The 18,451-nt window shown below is 72.2% G+C and carries 14 protein-coding genes; 6 read left to right on the top strand and 8 right to left on the bottom strand.

Annotation, left to right across the window (positions count from 1 at the left end; translation table 11 throughout):
• Window positions 1–10 precede the first annotated feature (10 nt).
• Genes Saso_RS26210 through Saso_RS26195 form a run of 4 tightly spaced genes read left to right on the top strand, consistent with a single transcriptional unit; the run spans window position 11 to window position 4,420 of the window.
• The gene (locus Saso_RS26210) at window positions 11–1,171 is read left to right on the top strand and encodes an STM4014 family protein (protein WP_189924804.1); all 1,161 of its coding nucleotides are present in this window, start codon (window positions 11–13) and stop codon (window positions 1,169–1,171) included.
• Window positions 1,172–1,178: 7 nt separating this feature from the next.
• Window positions 1,179–2,087 carry an STM4013/SEN3800 family hydrolase gene (locus Saso_RS26205; protein WP_229901410.1) on the top strand — a complete coding sequence of 303 codons (909 nt, stop codon included), beginning with the start codon at window positions 1,179–1,181 and terminating at the stop codon, window positions 2,085–2,087.
• Window positions 2,084–3,457 carry an STM4012 family radical SAM protein gene (locus Saso_RS26200; protein WP_189924806.1) on the top strand — a complete coding sequence of 458 codons (1,374 nt, stop codon included), beginning with the start codon at window positions 2,084–2,086 and terminating at the stop codon, window positions 3,455–3,457. Before Saso_RS26205 ends, Saso_RS26200 begins: the two co-directional genes overlap by 4 nt.
• Before the next feature lie 9 nt (window positions 3,458–3,466).
• Window positions 3,467–4,420: an STM4011 family radical SAM protein gene (locus tag Saso_RS26195; RefSeq protein ID WP_189924808.1), complete on the top strand. Its 954-nt coding sequence runs from the start codon at window positions 3,467–3,469 to the stop codon at window positions 4,418–4,420.
• On the opposite strand, the gene Saso_RS26190 is transcribed toward Saso_RS26195, so the two are convergent.
• The 5 genes from Saso_RS26190 to Saso_RS26170 all read right to left on the bottom strand — a co-directional run bounded on the left by Saso_RS26190 (window position 4,401) and on the right by Saso_RS26170 (window position 12,022).
• On the bottom strand, window positions 4,401–6,428 hold the full coding sequence (locus Saso_RS26190) for an RICIN domain-containing protein (protein WP_189924810.1): 2,028 nt from the start codon (window positions 6,426–6,428) through the stop codon (window positions 4,401–4,403). The two genes, Saso_RS26195 and Saso_RS26190, sit on opposite strands and share 20 nt — an antisense overlap.
• Before the next feature lie 123 nt (window positions 6,429–6,551).
• The gene (locus Saso_RS26185) at window positions 6,552–8,594 is read right to left on the bottom strand and encodes a beta-galactosidase (protein WP_189924812.1); all 2,043 of its coding nucleotides are present in this window, start codon (window positions 8,592–8,594) and stop codon (window positions 6,552–6,554) included.
• Window positions 8,595–8,739: 145 nt separating this feature from the next.
• Complete coding sequence (locus tag Saso_RS26180) at window positions 8,740–10,077, bottom strand: ABC transporter substrate-binding protein (RefSeq protein ID WP_189924814.1); 1,338 nt, start codon at window positions 10,075–10,077, stop codon at window positions 8,740–8,742.
• Window positions 10,078–10,167: 90 nt separating this feature from the next.
• The gene (locus Saso_RS26175; RefSeq protein ID WP_189924816.1) at window positions 10,168–11,091 is read right to left on the bottom strand and encodes a carbohydrate ABC transporter permease; all 924 of its coding nucleotides are present in this window, start codon (window positions 11,089–11,091) and stop codon (window positions 10,168–10,170) included.
• 4 nt (window positions 11,092–11,095) lie between these two features.
• The gene (locus tag Saso_RS26170) at window positions 11,096–12,022 is read right to left on the bottom strand and encodes a carbohydrate ABC transporter permease (RefSeq protein ID WP_189924817.1); all 927 of its coding nucleotides are present in this window, start codon (window positions 12,020–12,022) and stop codon (window positions 11,096–11,098) included.
• Window positions 12,023–12,260: 238 nt separating this feature from the next.
• Between Saso_RS26170 and Saso_RS26165 the strand changes: the two genes are divergently transcribed.
• Window positions 12,261–13,307, top strand: coding sequence for a LacI family DNA-binding transcriptional regulator (locus Saso_RS26165; RefSeq protein ID WP_229901395.1), 1,047 nt, complete (start codon window positions 12,261–12,263; stop codon window positions 13,305–13,307).
• A 195-nt stretch (window positions 13,308–13,502) separates the two neighbouring features.
• Here the strand turns inward: Saso_RS26165 and Saso_RS26160 are convergent, their stop codons facing one another.
• The 3 genes from Saso_RS26160 to Saso_RS26150 form a co-directional block, all read right to left on the bottom strand.
• Window positions 13,503–14,156 (bottom strand): lysophospholipid acyltransferase family protein, encoded by a 654-nt coding sequence (locus tag Saso_RS26160; protein WP_189924819.1) that lies wholly within the window; start codon window positions 14,154–14,156, stop codon window positions 13,503–13,505.
• Between the two features lie 105 nt (window positions 14,157–14,261).
• Window positions 14,262–15,920 carry an amidohydrolase gene (locus tag Saso_RS26155; RefSeq protein ID WP_189924821.1) on the bottom strand — a complete coding sequence of 553 codons (1,659 nt, stop codon included), beginning with the start codon at window positions 15,918–15,920 and terminating at the stop codon, window positions 14,262–14,264.
• 102 nt (window positions 15,921–16,022) lie between these two features.
• Complete coding sequence (locus Saso_RS26150; RefSeq protein ID WP_229901396.1) at window positions 16,023–17,537, bottom strand: APC family permease; 1,515 nt, start codon at window positions 17,535–17,537, stop codon at window positions 16,023–16,025.
• A 176-nt stretch (window positions 17,538–17,713) separates the two neighbouring features.
• Between Saso_RS26150 and Saso_RS26145 the strand changes: the two genes are divergently transcribed.
• Window positions 17,714–18,436: a TetR/AcrR family transcriptional regulator gene (locus Saso_RS26145; RefSeq protein WP_189924825.1), complete on the top strand. Its 723-nt coding sequence runs from the start codon at window positions 17,714–17,716 to the stop codon at window positions 18,434–18,436.
• The last annotated feature ends 15 nt before the right edge of the window (window positions 18,437–18,451 follow it).

Below are 18,451 nucleotides of genomic sequence, written 5' to 3'. Positions count from 1 at the left end.
CACACCACCCATGGGGCACCGACCCTCCTGCCTCGACGGTCCCGGCGCGGGGCGCCCGTCCGGGCCGCGCCTCGCGGTGGTCGGCAACCCGGAGAACCGCCGGGTCGCCCTCTTCGAGGACGCGGTGCGCGGGGCCGGTCTGCCGGCCCCGCGGGTCGTGCCGTGGGCGGACGTGCTGCGGGCCGGCGGTGCCGACTTCGCCGCCGACGAGATCGTGCGTCTGGACTCGCCCGGCGAGAATCCCGAGGTCGACCGGCTGCTGCGGGGTGCCACGGACCCGACGCGGGTCGAGGGCTCGGGCCGCTGGTACGCCCGCTTCACCGCAGCCGTCCGCAGCCTGCGCGGCGGGGTCCGCCTCGACGACCCGGACGAACTCGCGGTGCTGTTCGACAAGCGGCTCTGTCACGCCGTCCTGGACGCGGCGGGTGTCCCGGTCCCCGCCTCGCCCACCTCGGGTCCCCGGGCCGCTCCGGTACGCGGCTGGGAGGACGTCCGGGCGGCGATGCGCGAGCACCGGATGCCGCGGCTCTTCGTGAAACCCGCGCACGGGTCGTCCGCGTCGGGCGTGCTCGCCGTCGAGGCGGGCGGCGGCGGCCGGATCAGGGCCACCACCTCCGTCGAACTCGCCGCCGACGGAGGCCTGTACAACTCCCTCAAGGTGCGCCGTTACGAACGCGAGCAGGACATCGCGGCGATCGTGGACGCGCTCGCCCCGGACGGGCTGCACCTCGAACGCTGGCTGCCCAAGGCCGCCCAGGAGGGCCGGGCCGCCGACCTCAGGGTCGTCGTCGTGGCGGGCCGCGCCACCCACGCGGTGGTCCGCACCAGCCGGTCGCCCCTGACCAACCTCCACCTCGGAGGCCGCCGGGGCGACCTGGACGCCGTCCGGGAGGCCGTGGAGGCGGCGGGCGCCCGCTGGAGCGACCTGCTGGACGTGTGCGAGCGGGCCGCGGCCTGCTTCCCGCGCACCCTGTGCGTCGGCGTCGACCTGCTGCCGGCCGTCGGCTGGCGCAGGGCCGCGGTCGGCGAGGTCAACGCCTTCGGCGACCTGCTGCCCCGCCTCACCGGTCTGCCCGGCAGCGGCGCGGAGGGTCTCGACACCTACGCGGCCCAGGTGGCCGCCGCCCTGGGCGACCTCGCCCGGTACAGAACAGGAACACCGCATGCCTGAGCCCGACATGAACGAGGTGGTGGGCAGTCACGACCTGCTGCTCGTCACCCTCGACACGCTCCGCCACGACGTCGCGGCCGAGCTGGCGGCGGCCGGCCGCATCCCCCACCTGGCCCGCTGTCTGCCCGGCGGCCGCTGGGAGGAGCGGCACGCCCCCGGCAGCTTCACCTACGCCTCCCACCAGGCGATCTTCGCGGGCTTCCTGCCGACGCCGGCCGCCCCCGGGCCGCACCCGCGGCTGTTCGCGGCGAGTTTCGCGGGCAGCGAGACCACCGCGGGCGGCACCTTCGTCTACGACACCCCCGACCTCGTCTCCGGGCTGGCACAGGAGGGGTATCACACCGTGTGCATCGGGGGCGTGGGCTTCTTCAACAAGCAGGGGGCGCTGGGCTCGGTGCTGCCCGGCCTGTTCCACGAGTCCCACTGGGCGCCGGAGTTCGGCGTCACCTCGCCCGAGTCCTTCGAGAACCAGGTCGCCCGCGCCGAGCTCGTCGTGCGCCGGATCCCGCGCGAGCGGCGGCTGTTCCTCTTCGTCAACGTGTCCGCCCTGCATCAGCCGAACTGGTTCCATCTGCCCGGCGCGACCCGCGAGGCGGGCGACAGCCGTGCCACGCACGCCGCCGCACTGGAGTACGTGGACCGGCACATCGGGCGGCTGTTCGCCGCCGCGAGCAGCAGGCGTCGCTGCTTCGCGATCGTCTGCTCCGACCACGGCACCGCCTACGGCGACGACGGCTACACCGGCCACCGCATCGGCCACGAGTCCGTGTGGACCGTCCCGTACGCCCACTTCTTCCTGGACCCCGCCCCCGACGCCCCGGCGCCGGGCGGCCCTGTCCCCGACGACCCGGCAGGCGGTGGCCCCGCGCCGAGCCGCCCCGCGGACCCGACCCGTCCGACGGAGGCCGGCCGATGACCACCGCCGAGGCGGCCACCCGGGTCGGTCCGTACCAGCACTACGTCTACGCCTACCCGCACAAGACGGCCTACCGCCGTCTGCCCGACCGCCCGTCCCTCGCGTCCCTGTGGGCGGCCGAGCCCAAGGACGCGCTCTCCCTCTATCTGCACATCCCGTTCTGCGAGGTCCGCTGCGGCTTCTGCAACCTCTTCACCCGCATCGGCGCCCCGGACGGTCTCACCGGCGCCTACCTCGACGCCCTGGAACGGCAGGCGACCGCCGTGCGCGGGGCCCTCGGGGAGAGCGACGACGTCCGGTTCGCGACGGCGGCCTTCGGCGGCGGCACCCCCACCTTCCTCACCGCCGCCGAGCTCGACCGGCTCTGCGACATCGCCGAGCACCGCATGGGCGCCGACCTGCGCGCGGTCCCGCTGTCGGTCGAGGCGTCACCCGCCACGGCCACCGCCGACCGCCTCGCGGTCCTGGCCGGCCGGGGCGCCACCCGGCTCAGCCTGGGAGTCCAGAGCTTCGTCGACACCGAGGCCCGGGCCGCCGTACGCCCGCAGCGCCGCGCCGACGTCGAGGCCGCCCTCGCGCGGATCCGCGACACCGTGATCCCGGTCCTCAACATCGACCTCATCTACGGCATCGACGGCCAGGACGAGCGGACCTGGCGGCAGTCCCTGGACGCGGCCCTGGCCTGGCGGCCCGAGGAGCTCTACCTGTACCCGCTCTACGTCCGCCCCCTCACCGGCCTCGACCGTCTCGACCGCCGCCGGCCAGGCCCGGGAGCGGACGCGGGCGGCGACCCGGCCTGGGACGAGCAACGCCTGCGGCTGTACCGCGCGGGCCGCGACCACCTCCTCGCGCACGGCTACACCCAGCAGTCCATGCGGATGTTCCGCCGGGCCGACGCCCCGCCGCAGGGCGCGGACGACTACGCCTGCCAGACCGACGGCATGATCGGCCTCGGCTGCGGCGCCCGCTCCTACACGTCCGGTCTGCACTACTCCTTCGACTACGCCGTCGACATGCACCAGATCCGCGGCATCATCGACGACTACGTCTCCACCGGCCCGGCCGGCTTCGCCCGCGCCGAGGTCGGCCACCCCATGGACGCCCACGAGGCGCGCCGCCGCCACCTCCTCCAGTCCCTCCTCCAGGCCGAGGGACTGCGCCTCGACGACTACCGGGCGCGCTTCGGCGGCACGCCCGCCGACGACTTCGGCCTTGAGCTGGAACGCTTCGCGGACCGCGGCTGGCTGACCGACGCGGACCCGGCGGTCCTGCGGCTCACCCCGGAGGGCCTCGCCCACTCCGACGCCGTCGGCCCCGAACTGTTCTCCCCGGCCGTACGGGCCGCCATGGCCGCCTACGAACGGAAGTGACGCGCCGCCATGGACCTGACCCTGCTCTACCGGGGCCCGCTCGCCTCCTGCGACTACGACTGCCCCTACTGCCCGTTCGCCAAGCGACGCGACAGCACGGAGCTGCTGCGCGCCGACCGCGCCGCCCTCGAACGGTTCACCCGGTGGGCCGCGGACCGGACCGACGACACGCTCTCCCTCCTCTTCACCCCCTGGGGCGAGGGCCTGGTCCGCTCCTGGTACCGGCGCGCCCTCACCGAGCTCTCCCGCCTGCCGCACGTGCGCCGGGTCGCGATCCAGACCAACCTCAGCTGCCGCACCGACTGGCTCGCCGCGGCCGACCTCGACACACTGGCCCTGTGGTGCACCTACCACCCGGATCAGACGCCGTACGACCGCTTCCTCACCAAGTGCCGTGACCTCGCCGACCGCGGCGTCCGGTTCAGCGTCGGTGTCGTGGGACTGCCCGAGCACCTCGAAGCGGCGCGCCGACTGCGCGCGGACCTGCCCGCACACGTCTACCTGTGGATCAACGCGGCCGAGGGCCACACCTACACGGACGCCGAGGCCGACCGGTGGACCGCCCTCGACCCGCTGTTCCCGTACAGCCGCCACCCGCACAGCAGCGCCGGCCTGCCCTGCCGCACCGGCGAGTCCGTGATCTCGGTCGACGGCGAAGGCACCGTCCGGCGCTGCCACTTCGTCCGCGCGGAGCTCGGCAACCTCTACGACGGCTCGTACCGCGACGCGCTGCGCCCGCGCCCGTGTCCGCTGGCCGTCTGCGACTGCCACATCGGCTACGTCCACCTCGAGACCCTGCCGCTCTACGACGTCTTCGCGGGCGGCGTGCTGGAACGGGTCCCGGCGGCCTTCCCCGGGTCCTTCCCCGCGGCCGTCCCCGCACAGCACTCCGCCCGCATCGCGACGATCACGATGCGGGCGGTAGCGGCGGACGGCGGGGAGGTTACGGAGTCACGTCCGTGATCCTCCAGCGCTGGTTGGAGCCGGAGTTGGCCTGCCAGGTCGTGACGGCGGCACCCTCGTTGGTGGCCTGGCCGCCGACCTCGAGGAGCCGTCCGGTGGCCACGTTGACCAGGGTCCAGGTGCCGTCCCCGGTGGTCGACAGGATCCACTCGGTGGCGGGGTCGCGCACGCCCGTGTCGGGCTCGACCACCGGGACGTTGTCGCGGACGGCGAGACGCTTGCCCTCGGCCGGGTTGGCGAACACATAGCGCTGGCGGTTGCCGGTCTCGCCGTAACGGGCGTCGAGGCGCCACTGCTGCGCGGCCGTGCCGTTGGCCGAGCCGATCGCCAGAGCGGTGCCGTCGGCCTTGACGGTGACGGCCTTGCCGCTCTGCACGCCGGTCAGCGTGTAGGAGTGGCCTTCGGCGAGCAGACCGGCGTCCGGGGCGACGCCCGAGACACCCTTGATCGCGAAGGAGGTCACCGACTGCGCGGGCACGGTGTAGGTCGCCTTGCCGTCGACGACCCTGATCGAGGGCTGCTGCCGGAGCTTGCCGTCGGCGCTGGTCACGGTCGGCGTGACCCGTGCGTTGTCCTTGACGGTGCCGAACTTCGACAGGTCGAGGGTGACCGTGCGGGAGGCGGTGGTCGAGTTCACGTGGACCACCGAGGCGCCCTTGCCGTTCTTCGTCACCGCGGCGGCGCTGGAGGTGTCGTCCACCTTGATCAGCTGGTCGCCGGGCTGGATGAAGTGGGTGAAGTTGCGTGCGGTGTCGAACTTGGTGTTCGTGAAGATCGGGCAGGACTGGAGCGTGTCCGCCGCGGTGCAGCTGAACGGCAGCTGGATGGAGCCCCAGTTGCCGCCCTTGGCGGACTCACCGCCGGGCTTCATGTTGTCGTAGTCCTCGACCGGCTGCCAGAACACCCAGGCCTTGGGCTCCAGTTCGCGCAGGTCGTTCACCATCTGCTGGGCGAGCCCGAGGCCCGGCCGCATATCGGTGAAGCTCTGCCCGTCGCCCCAGTCGCCCTCGACCTCGCTCATCCAGAGCGGCTTGTCGGCCGCCTTGGCGAGGTCGCGCACGGTGGTGCGCTGACCCGTTCCGTAGGTGTGGACGTTCATCTGCCCGACGGCGTCCTTGGAGGCCTGCGAGTAGGAGTTCCAGTTGGTCGCGAAGATACCGGGGTTGGTCTCGTCCATCGCCGATATGGCGGCCTTGACCTTGGCCTTCTTCAGCGCGGACGGCAGCGCGGCGAGCACCTTCTGCTGGAGCGCGGGCCCGATGTGGGCGCCCTCCTGGCGGCCGCCCGTGGGCTGTCCGTCCGCACCCAGACGTGTGCCCCAGTAGCCGGTGTTGGGCTCGTTGAACGGGTCGATCGTGTCGACCTTGATGTGCTCGGACTTCTCCAGCCGCTTGGTCGCGCCCGCGAGGTACGCGGCGAAGTCGTCGACGGAGTCGGCCTTCAGCTGGTCGGCGTTGGCGTCGAAGCCGCCCGAGACGTATCCGCTGACGGTCATGAACCACGGCGGCGAGTTGCTGAACGTCTCCCAGTGGTCGATGTCCTTCTTGATGCGCTCCACCCACCACCGCTGGTTGGCGTCGGCGTCCTCGTTCCAGTCCGCCTCGTTGTCCGCGCTCCACCAGTCGGTGTCCGCGCGGGTGGTGCCCGCGGGCGCCTTCCACCAGCCCTCGACCGCACCGCCCGCCCGCAGGTAGTCCTTGACGTCCGGGGCGTTGCCGCCGCCGATGTTGTAGCGGGCGATGTTCAGTGCGAGACCGTCGTCGCCGAAAAGCAGATCGGCGAGCTTCTCGCGCACCGCCGGCGGGTAGTCGCCGGTCGCGTTGGCGAACCAGACCAGACTGGTGCCCCAGCCCTCGAACTCGTCGTGCGCGTACGACGGGTCCGGCGTCACGGTGACGGCGGCCTCGGCGTGCGCCTGCACGGGGACGCTCAACAGCGCGGCCCCGGTGGCCAGCGCGGTCAGTGCGGCGGCCCCGAGGGTCCGTCTGCTGCGGGTACGGCGTGCCATGTGTGCTCCCAACTGCGGTGCGGTCGCTGTGGTGGGCCCCCTCCCGCCGCGCCGGGCAGGAGGGGATGGCCCTCGGTACGCACGCGTGCCGTACCGAGGAGTCGTGGGTGGGAACGGGGGACGTCAGCCCGCGCTCTGGCGCAGGACGGCGACCTCCCGCGGTCCGAGGACGAGGCCGTCCGGGGTGGCGGTGCCGAACAGCACCTCGCCGTCCACTCCGGGCACCGGCACCGTGTCGTCGGTCCGGTTGACGAGGAAGAGGAACCGTCCCTCGGCGCCGCGCCGGACGGTCAGCTCGACCGATCCCCGTGCCTGCGCCGGGAGTTCGCTGGTGACCTCGGCGGGCTCCAGCAGCCGGGGCAGCAGCGAGCGGAGCCCGTCGACACCGAGCCGGGTGGAGACGTAGGCGGCGGAGCCGCCGCCGTTCCGGCGCCGGGTGACGGCGGGGCGTCCGGCGTGCACCCCGCTGCGGTAGTGCGCGAGCACCTCGGTGTCGCCGTCGGCGAGGGTGATGCGGTCGGTCCACAGGCTGCCGGAGGTGGAGTCGTCCAGTTCCACGGACTCCCCGGCGAGCAGCGGACCGAACTCCTCGATGCGGATGCCGAGCAGGTCGCGCAGGGCGCCCGGGTATCCGCCCAGCCAGATGTGGTCGTTCTCGTCGACGACCCCGGAGAAGTACGTGGTGACGAGGTGGCCGCCCTGCTCGGTGTAGCGGGTGAGCTCCTTGGCGAGCCCGGCCGGCACCACGTGCAGCACGGGCGCGATGAGCACCCGGTACCGGGAGAGGTCGGAGCGGGTGGTGACGAGGTCGGCGCGGACGCCCAGCGCGAGCAGCGCCGAGTACCAGTCGAGCGCCTCCTGCCGGTAGTCGAGCAGCGAGGTGGGGTGCGAGTCCTGCTCGCTCGCCCACCACGAGTCCCAGTCGAAGAGGATGCCGACGGCCGCGGTCTCCCGCTCCGTGCCGGCCACGGGGGCCAGCGTCCGCAGGGTGGCGCCCAGTTCGGCCACCGCGCGGAAGACGTCGCTGTCGGCTCCGGCGTGCGGGACCATCGCCGAGTGGTACTTCTCGGCGCCGGCCGCGGACTGCCGCCACTGGAAGTAGCACACCGCGTCCGCGCCGTGCGCCACGTGCAGCAGCGCGTCACGGGACAGCTCGCCCGGCCGCTTCGCCACGTTCACCGGCTGCCAGTTGACGGCGCTGGTGGAGTGCTCCATCAGGAACCAGGGCCGGCCGGCGGCGATGCCGCTGGTGAGGTTGGCGGAGAAGGACAGCTCGTCGCGGTCCTGCGGGCCGGGGTGGACGTAGTGGTCGTTGGAGACGAAGTCGATCTCGTCGGCCCAGTCCGGGTAGTTCATGCCCTTGGTGTTGCCCATCACCATGAAGTTGGTGGTGACGGGGATGCCGGGCGTGATCTCCTTCAGGATCTCCCGCTCGGCCACGAGGTGGTCCTTCAGCGCGTCCGAGGAGAACCGCTTGAAGTCCAGCTGCTGGGTGGGGTTCGGGTGCGAGGCGGCCAGCCGGGGCGGCAGGATCTGCTCCCAGTCGCTGTAGCGCTGCGACCAGAACGCCGTGCCCCAGGCGTGGTTGAGGGCGTCGAGCGAGCCGTAGCGGGCGCGCAGCCAGACCCGGAAGGCGCGGGCCGCGTCGTCGGAGTGGTCGTAGACGTTGTGGCAGCCGAGCTCGTTGGAGACGTGCCAGGCGACCAGCGCCGGGTGGTCCTTGTAGCGGTCGGCGATCTTCCGCACCAGGCGCAGCGCGTGCTCGCGGAAGACGGGGGAGGTGGGCCGCCAGTGCTGGCGGGCGCCCGGCCAGAGGGTCTCGCCGTTGGCGGTGACCGGGAGGATCTCCGGGTGGGCGGTGGTGAGCCAGGGCGGCGGCGAGGCGGTGGCGGTGGCCAGGTCGACCCCGATCCCGCCCGCGTGGAGCAGGTCCATGACCTCGTCCAGCCAGCCGAAGTCCCAGGTGTCCGGGCCCGGCTGGATACGGGCCCAGGAGAAGATCCCCACGGAGACGACGGTGACACCGGCCTCCCGCATCAGCCGGACGTCCTCCTCCCACACGTCCCGGGGCCACTGCTCGGGGTTGTAGTCGGCGCCGTAGGCCAGACGCGGGGCGGGGTCACCGTCCGCCCCGCGCAGCATGCGGGACTGGAGGGTGGAGATCATGGCGGTCCTTCCGAAGGTGGTGCACGGGGGCGGCGCGGCCCGAGGGCCGCGCCGCCCGGCGTTTTACTGCGTACCGATGACTGCGTACCGATCACTGCGCCGCTGCCATCGCGGCGCTGTCACTGCGTTCCGGTCGGGGACCGGGTCACTTCTCGACGGTGAAGCCCTGCTCCTCGCCGTACTTGACCGAGGCGTCCTGCCAGGCCTTCAGACCGTCCGCCAGCTTGGTGCTGGAGACGTACGCCTTGCCGACGGTGTCGTTGAAGATCGAGTTGGCGTACGGCTGGAACGGGAGGTACGACCAGTCGCTGGCGACGTTCGCGGCCGACTCGGCGAAGATCTTGTTGGCTTCCTGGCCGTCGAAGTAGTCGAACTTCTTGCTCTGGAACGCGGGGGACTCCAGCTCCGCCTTGGTGGCGGGGAAGGCGCCCTCGGAGACGCGGGTGGCGACACCGGCGCCGGAGTTGGCGTACTCGGTGAAGGCGTAGGCGAGTTCCTTGTTCTTGGCCAGCGCCGGGACGGCCAGCGAGCTGCCGCCGTTCTCCGCGCTCGCCTTGTCGCCCTTGGTCCAGGCCGGCATCGCCGCGGCGCGCCACTGGCCCTTGGCGTTCGGGACGCCGGTGACGAAGTTGGCGGGCATCCAGGCGCCGGTGGCCAGGGTGGCGATGGTGCCGTCGCCCAGGCCCTTGTACCAGTCGTCGGTCCAGCCGCTGACCGGGGCGAGCAGCTTCTCGTCGATCAGCTGCTGCCAGATCGTCTCGAACTTCTTGGCGCCGGCGTCGTCGAAGTTGATGGCGACCTTGGTGCCGTCGACCTTGTAGGGGCGCGAACCGGCCTGCCACAGCAGGGAGGTGGTGAAGCCCGCGTCGCCGAGGTCGTTGGCGATGTACGCCTTGGGGTCGGCCTTGTGGAGCTTGCGGGCCGCGTCCAGGTACTCGTCCCAGGTGGTGGGGACGGCGATCTTGTACTTGTCGAAGACCGTCTTGTTGTAGAAGAGCGCCATCGGGCCCGAGTCCATCGGCAGGCCGTAGACCTTGTCGCCGTCGCTGACGGCGTTCCACGGGCCGGGCGTGTACTTCGAGGCGAGCTTGTCGGCGCCGTAGGGGGCCAGGTCGGTCAGACCCTTGGTCAGGGAGTACTGGCCGAGCGCGAAGTACTCGACCTGTGCGACGTCCGGGACACCCTTGCCGGCCGAGATCGCGTTGGACAGCGCGGTGTAGTGCTTGTCGCCGGAGCGCTCGCTGACCAGGTTGACCTTGACCTTGGGGTACTTCTTCTGGAAGTCGGCGGCCACGGTCTTCAGGGTGGGCTCCCAGGCCCAGACCGTGATGTCGCCGCCCTTGTCCAGGGCTGCCTGGAGGTCGCCGGCGGAGACGGCCTTGGTGTCGGAGTCGTCGTCCGAGCCGCCGCAGGCGGTGGCGCCCAGGGCGAGGGCGGAGACGAGGGCGAGGCCGCGCACGATGCGACCCGTTGTTCTGCGCATGGGGCTTCCACTTCTTCGTGGGTGGGACAGGTGAGGGTGGGGGTGGTGCCGGTATGGATTACTCGTGGGGCTCGGGTGGCGCGCTGCCCGTCACTCCTTGACGCTTCCGGCGGCGAGGCCGGACTGCCAGTACTTCTGGAGGAACAGGAACGCGGCGATCAGGGGGAGGATCGTGAGGAGGGACCCGGTGATCACCAGGTTGAAGATCACGTCACCGCCGATGGTCTGTGCCTGGGAGCTCCAGGCGCTCAGACCCAGCGTCAGCGGGTACCAGTCGGGGTCCTTCAGCATGATCAGCGGAAGGAAGTAGTTGTTCCAGGTGGCGACCGTGGTGAACAGCAGCACGGTCACGATCCCGGGGGCCAGCAGCGGCAGCGCGACCTGGAAGAAGGTCCGCACCTCGCTCGCCCCGTCCATCCGGGCCGCCTCGAGCAGCTCGGTCGGGATCGCCTCCGCGGCGAACACCCACATCAGATAGAGGCCGAACGGCGACACGAGGGAGGGGATGATCACCGCCCAGGGGGTGTCGGTCAGCCCCATCTTGCTGAACATCAGGAAGGTCGGCACGGCCAGCGCCGTCCCCGGGACGGCGACCGCGCCGATCACCAGGGCGAAGATCGCGCGCTTGCCGGGGAACTGGAACTTCGCCAGCGCGTAGCCGCCCAGGACGGCCAGCAGGGTCGCGCCGCCCGCACCGAGCACCACGTACAGCAGGGTGTTCAGCAGCCAGCGGCCGAAGATGCCGTCGTGATAGGTGAAGGTGTCCCGGATGTTGTCCCACAGGGCGAAGTCGTGGGCGAACCAGAGGCCGTTGGAGTCCGCCAGCCCCGACTGGGTCTTCGTGGCGTTGATGACCAGCCAGATCAGCGGCACCACGGTGTAGAGGACCATCAGGGCCATCAGCACCGTGAGCAGCACGTTGCGCCTCGGCTTGCCGGGGCTGTGCGCCTTGCGCGGGGTGCGCAGTCTGGCTGCGCCGTTCTTCGCGGGGGAGGCGGTGACAGAGGTGCTCATCGGGTCACGCTCCCTTGCGCATGCCGCGCAGCTGGACGGCGTACGCGACGATCATCGTGATGACGCCCATGATGATGGCCACGGTCGCGGAGTAGTTGTGCTGCTGGCCGTTGAAGGACAGCGAGTAGGTGTAGAAGTTCGGCGTGTAGTCCGTGGTGATGGAGTTCAGCGCCAGCGGACGCAGGATGCTCGGCTCGTTGAAGAGCTGGAAGCTGCCGATGATCGAGAAGATCGTCGCGATGACGATGGCGCCCCGGATCGCGGGGAGTTTGATCGAGCTGATCACCCGCCACTGGCCGGCGCCGTCGATCTCCGCCGCCTCGTACAGCGATGTCGGGATGACCCGCAGCGCCGAGTAGAAGATCAGCATGTTGTACCCGACGAACTCCCAGGTCACGATGTTGCCGATGGAGGCGAGCACCCAGTCCGGCGAGAGCAGGTCGGGCAGCTGGACCCCGAACGCGGAGTTGATGTCGCCGACCAGTCCGTACTTGGTGCCGTACATGAAGCCCCACATCAGGGTGGCGACCACGGCGGGCACGGCGTACGGCAGGAAGATCGTGATGCGGAAGAAGCTCTTGCCGTAGAGGCGTCCGCTGTCCAGCGCCAGCGCCACGAGCAGGGCGATGCCCAGCATGATCGGGACCTGGACCACGAGGAAGAGCGCCACCCGGCCCACGGCCGCCCAGAACGCGTCGTCCTGGAAGGCCCGCGTGTAGTTGTCCAGGCCGACGAACTGGTTTCCGCCGATGAGCTGGTCGCGGAAGAGGCTGAGGTAGATCGAATACAGGATCGGGGCCAGGAAGACCAGGGCGAAGACGGCCACGAAGGGACCGATGAAACCCCAGCCCGTCCAGGAGCGGCGGTCCCGTTTCGCCGGAGGCGGTGCCGGCCGCGGCTCGGCGGCCACCGGCGGTTGCAGCGTCGTCATGTCGTTCCTCGCTCGTCCAGTCCTGGAGCCCGGCGGTGTCGCGCGGAGATTTCCGAACGCCTCACCACCACCATGATGTTTACGTAAACATCAGCCACGCAAGAGGCTTGGCAAGCTGTTATGTTTACGTAAACATCTGATGGCGGCATGTCTACACTGCCCCGATAACGATGGTCAAGGGTCCTCCGGGGCGACCGTGGCACCTGCGCCGACAGAGAGGTGGGCAGACCCAGTGGACATGGCTGGAAGGACAACGGCCGACGTGCCGAGACGCACCCGGGCCACGGCCTCCATGGCGGACGTCGCACGGCTCGCCGGCGTGTCGTCGCAAACGGTGTCGCGGGTTTCCAACGGTTACGCCGGTGTGAACGAGGAGACGCGGCAGCAGGTCCTCCAGGCCATGGCGGAACTCGGCTACCGGCCCAACAGCGCCGCCCGCGCCCTCAAGCGTGGCGAGTTCCGCACCATCGGCGTCATCACCTTCACGCTGTCCACGACCGGCAATGTGCGCACCCTGGAGGCGATCGCCACCTCGGCGGCGGCCGAGGGCTACGCGGTGACCCTGCTGCCGGTGGCCGTCCCCACCTCCGACGAGGTGCGCGGCGCGTTCTCCCGGCTGGAGGAGCTCGCCGTCGACGCGGTGATCGTCATCATGGAGGTCCACCTGCTGGACGCGGCGACGGTGAAGCTGCCGCCGCACGTGCAGGTCGTCGTCGTGGACTCCGACGCCGGAGACCACTACACCGTCGTGGACACCGACCAGTCCGGCGGCACCATGACCGCCGTCCAGCACCTGCTCGACCTCGGACACCGCACCGTGTGGCATCTGGCGGGCCCCGAGGGCTCGTTCGCGGCCCAGCGGCGCGCGGACGCCTGGCGGGCGGCCCTGACCGGCGCGGGCCGCACCGCGCCGCCCGTCGTCCGGGGCGACTGGTCCGCGGAGTCCGGCTACCTGGCGGGCCTCGAGCTGGCCGCCCGCGAGGACTGCACCGCCGTCTTCGCCGCCAACGACCAGATGGCCCTGGGCCTGCTGCGCGCCCTGCACGAACGCGGGCGCCGGGTTCCCGAGGACGTCAGCATCATCGGTTTCGACGACATCCCCGAGGCCGGCTCCTTCCTGCCTCCGCTCACCACCCTGCACCAGGACTTCGCCGAGGTCGGCCGGCTCTGCGTGCAGGCCGTCCTGCGCAAGATGCGTCCGGACGGGTCCGAACGCGGGACGACGCTCGTCCCGACCCGGCTGGTCCTGCGCCAGAGCACGGCTCCGCCGCCGGCGGTGCGCTGAATCCGGCTCCGCCGCGTCCGCGGTCGCAAGGTCACCGTCGGCCGGGTGAGCGCCTGTCGGGCACTGGGCCCGGGGCGTGCGAGAGCGGCGGCGGGGGGTTGCTCGCCCGCGCTGACATGCGCGAGCGGCGGCTGTGGACCTCGCTCGCGCGGGTGTGTGGATGAGCGGCGACCGGGTCCGGAGGGTGGGGTGGGGTCAGCGTTGGAGTTCGCCGACCGCGCGGGCCGCTGTCCGCCAGGCCGTGGTGACGGCGAGGCGGGCGGCCGCGGTGCCGCGTTCGGTCTCCGCGGGGAGCCGCAGCGGCGCACCGAGGTGGACGTGGCAGTGCGGTCGCCGCACCGGCGCCGTCAACGCGCCCGCCAGCTGCTTCGCGGCCGACCCCGAGGCGATCCGCCGCGCACCCGCGTGCCCCACCGGTACCACCATCGCGCCGCTGGCCCGGGCCAGGCGCGCGAGTCCGGTGCGGAACGGCTCGGGGGCGGCGGGCGCCGCGTCCTTGCGGCGCGGCAGGCCGCCCTCGCCGTAGATCAGGACGTGACGGCCGCCGGCCAGCGCCTCGGCGGCCGCGTCCAGGGCCAGCGCCGCGTGCGCCGTCCTGCGGTGGACGGGGATGTGCCCGTCGCGGCTCAGCGCCTTGCCGAGCAGCGGTATCCGCCACAGTCCCGCGGTGGCCATCACCACCGGTTCGAGGTCCAGCTGCCGCAGCGCGGCCATGACGACGGCGGGGTCGGCCATGGAGTCGTGGTTGGCCACGAAGAGGGTCCCGGCGGGCAGCCGCAGCTTGATCTCGCTGGTGACGGTGAGGCGCCCGAAGAGCGGTGTCAGGGCGGAGACGGCACGGCTGAGCACGAGGAACCTCCGGTGGGACGGTCGGAGCCCCAGTCTCGTGGCACGGGGCGGGGACCCGCCTGAGTACGGATACTCAACAGGCGGGTCCCCTTGCCGCGGGCGGGCTCAGGCGTCGTCGGCGGCGTAGACGCGGGCGCCGTCCACGAAGGTCTGCACGACACGGGTCGCGGCGATCTCCGCGGGCGGACCGGCGAACGGGTCGCGGTCCAGGACGACCAGGTCGGCGGACTTGCCGGGCGTGACGCTGCCCGTCGTGTCGTCCAGATGGTTCACGTAGGCGCTGCCCGCCGTGTACGCCGCGAGGGCGGTGGCGAGGTCGAGCCGCTGGGCGGGCAGGAAGACCGGGGTGCCCTCGGGGGCGTCGGGGGCGATCCGGTTGACGGCGACATGGACGGCGGCCAGCGGGTCCGGGCTGCTGACCGGCCAGTCGCTGCCCGCCGCGAGGGTGGCCCCGGCGCGCAGCAGGTCGCCGAAGGGATACTGCCGGGCCCCGCGCCGTTCGCCGAGGAAGGGCAGCGTCAGCTCGTCCATCTGCGGTTCGTGGGCCGCCCACAGGGCCTGGAGGTTGGCGGTGGCGCCCAGCGGGCGGAAGCGGCGGACGTCCTCGGGGTGGACCACCTGGAGATGGGCGAGGTGGTGCCGGGTGTCGCGCCGGCCGTTGGCGGCGCGGGCGGCCTCGACGGCGTCCAGCGCCTCACGGACGGCCCGGTCGCCCAGCGCGTGGAAGTGCACCTGGAAGCCGAGCGCGTCGAGCGCCGTGACATGTGCGTTCAGCGCGCCGGGCTCGACGAAACTGATGCCGCTGTTGTCCGAGGGGCAGCCGCAGCCGGTGAGATACGGGTCCAGCATGGCGGCGGTGTGGTTCTCCGCGATGCCGTCCTGCATGATCTTGACGGTGCCGGCCCGGAACCGTCCCCGGCTCAACTCCTCTCGCCGGGCGACGAGTTCGGGTATCTGCTCGGCTCCGCGGTCCCGGTCCCACCACAGGGCGCCGACCACCCGCGCGGTGAGCAGTCCCGCGTCGACGGCCGCCCGGTACGCCGGGGCCGGGTCGGTCAGGTCGGCGTGGGCGCCGATGATGGCGTCCTGCCAGGCGGTGACGCCGTACGAGTGCAGCACGGCCTGGGCGTGCAGCAGCGCCGCGGTCTGCTGCTGAGGGGTGGGGTCGGGGACCAGGGCGCCTACCAGATGGACGGCGCCTTCCTGGAGCATGCCCGTCGGGTTGCCGTGGGCGTCGCGTTCGATGCGGCCGTCGGCCGGGTCCGGGGTGCGGGCGTCGATGCCGGCCCGCTCCAGGGCGCGGGTGTTGACCCAGGCGCCGTGGTGGTCGCGGTTGGGCAGGAAAACGGGCCGGTCGGGAACGACCGCGTCGAGCAGCGCCGCGGTGGGCGTGCCGCCGGGGAACGCCTCCATGGACCAGCCGCCGCCGGTGATCCACTCGGCGTGCGGGTGCGCCTCGGCGTACGCCGCGACGCGCCGCAGGTACTCCTGCGCGTCGGCGCTGTCGCCGAGGTGGCACAGGGCGAGTTCGAGCCCGGCGCCCTGCGGGTGGACGTGGGCGTCCTGGAAGCCCGGCAGCAGCAGGCGTCCCGCGAGGTCGACGACCTCGGTGCGGGCGCCGACGAGGTCGAGGACCTCGTCGTGGCCGACGGCGGTGATCCGCCCGTCGCGCACGGCCACGCTCGTGGCGGTGGAGCGGGCGGGGTCGACCGTGTGGACGGGACCGCCGGTGAAGACGAGATCGGCGGTCTGGGGACGGTGCATGGGGTGATCTCCGATGGGGGCCGGTGCGGGCGGGGGGACCGAGGCGCACGGAACGAGGGCAGGGCGTGCGGTGTGCCGGCTTCGGGAGGCGGCGCGGGCGGATCAGGCCGCCGTGCGGTCCATGGGCAGGGTCAGTGCGTCGGCGTCGGTGCCCTGCCCGGAGGTGAAGTAGGGCGAGCGGCGGCCGTACTTGGCGACCGCCGCCATCACGAGTCCGCCCAGGACGATGGCGGTGGGCAGCGACAGCATGAACCAGCCGTTGTCGGGCCGGAGCGCGAAGTGGTCGCTCATGGTGACGTAGGAGTAGGCGAGGTAGCCGCCGAGGCCGAGCAGGACCGCCCCGGAGGCGGCGGGCACGCCGATCGCGAGCAGCGCCTCGCGCGGCCCGTCGTGCCGGGCGCCGCGGAAGCGGACGGCACAGGCGATCGCGGTGAGGCCGTAGTACAGGGCGACGACCAGACCGATGGCGTTGACCGCGGCCAGCAGCATGTCGCTCAGCCGGGGCAGGGCCACTGCGAGCAGGGCGACGCCGGCGGCGATCGACATGACGATGACGGTTCCGGCGGCGGGCGTGCCGTAGCGGGGGTGGATCCGGGTCCAGACCCGGCCCATCGTGCGGTCGCGGCCCATGGCGAGCAGACCGCGCGCCGTGGGGATGACGGAGGACTGGACGGAGGCCACGGCCGAGAACATCAGGGCGAGCAGCGGCAGGCTCGCCCACGGTTCGGCCGCCAGCTTCGCCCCGAGGTAGGGCAGCGCCTGGGGCCCGTTCTCGATGAGTTCGGGCAGGCTCATCTCCCGCTGGAAGGCGACCGAGGCGAAGAGGAACAGGCCGAGCATGGCGAACAGGGCGATGAAGCCGCCGCGCGCGGAGTCCTCGGGGCTCTTGGTCTCCTCGGTGACGCTGAACGCCGCGTCCCAGCCCCAGTAGAAGAACACCGCCAGGACCAGGCCCTGCGCGAACGCCGTGCCGCTGGATATGCGGAAGGGATCGAACCAGGACAGCGAGAATCCCTGCCGTCCGGTGAGCAGGGCCCAGCCGCAGAACCCCAGCAGCACGGCGTACTCGAAGACCAGCAGAGCGAACTGGAGCCGGGTGGCGCTGCGCACCCCGGTCACGGCGAGGGCGGTGACCGCCGTGAGGACGACCAGGCCGACGGCGGTGCTCACGGCGGTGGACTGCGGATCGAGAGCGATCCCGGCGACGCGGTGCGCGCCGACCTTGTTGGCGAAGATCAGCACGACGGAGCCGGTGACCGCGCCGGTGAAGGCCAGGAAGATCACGGAGCCGACGAGGGTGACCCAGCCGGTCAGGAAGCCGGGCCAGGGGCCGAGGGACTTGCCGACCCAGACGTAGCCGTTGCCGCAGTTGGGCTCCGAGCGGTTGAGACGGGCGTAGGCCGAGGCGATGCCGAGCACGGGCAGGAAGGCCAGCAGCATGAGCACGGGCGCCTGACGGCCCACCGTCGCGGCGATGGTGCCCATGCCGATGGCGATGCTGGTCGTGGCCGCCGTGCTGGACGCGGCGATGGCGGCGCCGTCGATGACGCCGAGGGAGCGGCGCAGCGCCGTGGGAGGGGCGGCCGGCGGGATCCGGCCGTGCGAGGTGGACGACAAGGTGGGCTCCTCACGGGGAGGGAAGCGGGGCGGGAGGACGCGGGGGGAGGGACGCTCCGAGCGGGATACGCGATGGAACAACGGGCGTGCCTGTTGCGTCAATCCTGTTGACATAAGGCCGGGCGGGCCGTCGACTGGGCGTGCCCACCCCGTCGCAGCGAACGAGGAGTCCTGGTATGACCACCCGTGTCCCGCAGGAGCGCAGACGCCGCCGGCCCACCCGGTCGGGGGTCGTGCTCTCCGAGGCGCTGATCGTCGAGACCGCCCTGCGCCTGATCGGCGAACACGGTCAGGAGGCGCTGAGCGTGCGCCGGCTGGGCGCGGCCCTGGACTGCGACCCCAGCGCGCTCTACCGCTACTTCCGCAACACCGACGACCTGCTGCTGGCCATCGCCGACCGGATCATCGGCGACGCCATGGAGGGCTTCGCCCCCGGCCCGGACTGGGTCGCCGCGCTGCGCGAGATGGCGCTGCGGGTGCGCGCCGGGTACCTCGCCCATCCGCGCGCCGCCACCATGGCGTCCTACCGGGTCACCCGTCGTGCCAACGAGATCCGCGCCGTCGACACGGGCGTGGGGCTGCTGCTGTCGGCGGGTTTCGAGCCCGTGCGCGCGCTCCGCCTCTACCTGGCGTTCATCGACACCGTCCTCGGCCACGCGGCCATGGACGCGGCGGCGCTGGCGCTCCCGGCGCAGCAGCGCGAGAGCGACCGGGAGGCCTGGACGGAGGTCTACCGGTCGGTGAGCCCCGAGACGTATCCGGCGCTGACCGCCGTCCACGACGAACTGCACGCGATGGGTGACAGCTCCTTCGAGGACGCCGTGGAGCTGCTGCTCGCCGCCCTCGCGGCCCGCGCGCCCGCTCCGGGCCCCCGGACCGCCGGACCGTCCGGCCCCTGAACCCCGCACGGCCCG

Source organism: Streptomyces asoensis (genome assembly GCF_016860545.1).
Lineage (GTDB): Bacteria > Actinomycetota > Actinomycetes > Streptomycetales > Streptomycetaceae > Streptomyces > Streptomyces asoensis.
This window is presented reverse-complemented; position numbering and strand designations above follow the sequence as displayed.

Excerpts from the sequence above, each read along its gene's own strand:
- Saso_RS26170 (WP_189924817.1), bottom strand. The coding sequence starts at position 12,022 with ATGACGACGCTGCAACCGCCGGTGGCCGCCGAGCCGCGGCCGGCACCG.
- Saso_RS26175 (WP_189924816.1), bottom strand. The coding sequence starts at position 11,091 with ATGAGCACCTCTGTCACCGCCTCCCCCGCGAAGAACGGCGCAGCCAGA.
- Saso_RS26195 (WP_189924808.1), top strand. The coding sequence starts at position 3,467 with ATGGACCTGACCCTGCTCTACCGGGGCCCGCTCGCCTCCTGCGACTAC.
- Saso_RS26155 (WP_189924821.1), bottom strand. The coding sequence starts at position 15,920 with ATGCACCGTCCCCAGACCGCCGATCTCGTCTTCACCGGCGGTCCCGTC.
- Saso_RS26190 (WP_189924810.1), bottom strand. The coding sequence starts at position 6,428 with ATGGCACGCCGTACCCGCAGCAGACGGACCCTCGGGGCCGCCGCACTG.
- Saso_RS26180 (WP_189924814.1), bottom strand. The coding sequence starts at position 10,077 with ATGCGCAGAACAACGGGTCGCATCGTGCGCGGCCTCGCCCTCGTCTCC.
- Saso_RS26185 (WP_189924812.1), bottom strand. The coding sequence starts at position 8,594 with ATGATCTCCACCCTCCAGTCCCGCATGCTGCGCGGGGCGGACGGTGAC.
- Saso_RS26210 (WP_189924804.1), top strand. The coding sequence starts at position 11 with ATGGGGCACCGACCCTCCTGCCTCGACGGTCCCGGCGCGGGGCGCCCG.
- Saso_RS26165 (WP_229901395.1), top strand. The coding sequence starts at position 12,261 with ATGGCTGGAAGGACAACGGCCGACGTGCCGAGACGCACCCGGGCCACG.
- Saso_RS26205 (WP_229901410.1), top strand. The coding sequence starts at position 1,179 with ATGAACGAGGTGGTGGGCAGTCACGACCTGCTGCTCGTCACCCTCGAC.
- Saso_RS26200 (WP_189924806.1), top strand. The coding sequence starts at position 2,084 with ATGACCACCGCCGAGGCGGCCACCCGGGTCGGTCCGTACCAGCACTAC.
- Saso_RS26145 (WP_189924825.1), top strand. The coding sequence starts at position 17,714 with ATGACCACCCGTGTCCCGCAGGAGCGCAGACGCCGCCGGCCCACCCGG.